At 36.5% G+C, this 1,682-nt stretch carries 1 protein-coding gene; it reads right to left on the bottom strand.

All coding sequences use genetic code 11. The annotated features are described in order from the left end of the window. Positions 1-1,545 (bottom strand): IS1634 family transposase (locus tag ACHAJD_RS09810; protein WP_435585689.1); only part of this gene is annotated, 1,545 nt, incomplete at its 3' end. Positions 1,546-1,682: the final 137 nt, after the last annotated feature.

Here is a 1,682-nt window from a genome sequence, read left to right as displayed (position 1 = left end):
TACTGCACTATTTAGTGCCTCTTTGAGCTTGTTAACGGAGTATGCGTTATCGGTTTCAAGCTGTAGTAAGCGGTAAAGTGTTAACGCGATGAAACATGTTAGAAAGTGGCCTTTGATATGGTTATCTGTCCAAACATAAACAGGCCTTCCTTCTAAGTCTGTTTTTGTCACTCTGAAGGAATCTTCTATTACTGATAGTTGTCTATAGTGATCAATGATTTCAAAGGGGGTGAGGTCTAAATCATTAGTCACTATCGCGTAATACCCATCAAGTGCGACATCACGTTCATACTTCTCTTGATCAAAGGCGTAACTGTTTTTGGTTTTGACGACTTCGCCGGTCGTTTTATCAAACGTTGTTTTCTTAAAGTATTTCTTAACTCCAAACGTGTTAGAGGCGTTTAAAAGACTTGGGTCGTTCATAAACTTATCAATCTTTTCATCGAGTAATCCGCGCTTACCGTGTTGGTAACGTTCTTCTTTCAAACTCCAAAAACACAGTAAATGTTCTTTAATTGTTGAAACGACTTTTCCGTTTTCTTTAATCTCACGTTCTCTTGCGACAGTCTTATACTTGAATGTGCCTGTACTGTTTGTGAGGTAATCATCTTGGTCTAAGACAATGTCGGCTAACTGATTGCCTCTTTGTCTTATCTTTTGGCTGATGATGTACTTATCCTGTTGCTTATCAATATAGTCTAAGTTCTTACCACTATTATTGCCTTTATCGGCGATAATAGTAATTTTCCCCAAATTGTATTGTTTCTTAATTTTTTCTAAGATTGGTCTCATCGTAGAAAGGTCGTTGGTGTGACCTGGAAAAAGTTCATAAGTGATTGGGATACCGTTTCGATCGATAAAGAGGCCCATTTGAATAATTCCTGTTTTCTTTTTCTCTTTAGAGACACCGCGTTGTCTTAACCCGTTCATCTCTTCTGATTCAAAGTAATAGTTTGTCACATCATAAAAAACAAGAGTACAGTCTCTTCCGTATGTCTCACTAATCCCTTCATGCATCGCCTGTGTAAGATCATCTTTAATATCCGCTAAATAACCCAGTGACTTATAAATATCGTCTAATTTGAAATCACTGAACTCAAAGAAGTAGTTCCCCTTACCTTCATACGCTTTCTTTTTACTTCCAGGGTTTAAACAACGTGAGAAGACAAGCAATTTTAAGATGTCATCTAGGTTGTACTGACATTTTACTTTAGATTGATAATCTTGCATAAAACGCGAGAGACCTATTCTATGGTAAATACGTTCTAAAAATACGTAGCCGTAATTAAACAGACTGTCTGAGTCTGTTTGTAGATCCGAAAAAACCACTTCTAAGGGTAGTTTCCCCTTGAGTCTTTTTGTCTCTTCCTTGGCCCATACTTTTAAATCTTCTAATGCATTAGGGTTTGCCTTGGTCAATGTTTCTAAATCACCAAGACTCTCAATAATCCGTTGCTTGACTTTCCCTTTCTCATCACGATATCCTTCCACGAGGTATACTTTGGAAAATTTCTTATCGGGTGATGTCGTAACTCTAATAAACATAGGCATTACCTCCTAGTATTATTATATCACAGTACATAACACTACACAACATAAAATTACAAATTATTAGTTTTGTAGTTGTTCTATATGAAAAACCACTTAAATCTCTCTAATTAGAGCTTTAAGTGGTTTTAGTG

Source organism: Liberiplasma polymorphum (assembly GCF_043951795.1).
Classification (GTDB): domain Bacteria; phylum Bacillota_I; class Bacilli_A; order Izemoplasmatales; family Izemoplasmataceae; genus Liberiplasma; species Liberiplasma polymorphum.
The sequence above is the reverse complement of the archived record's forward strand: the minus strand, read 5'-3'. Positions and strand labels throughout refer to the sequence as shown.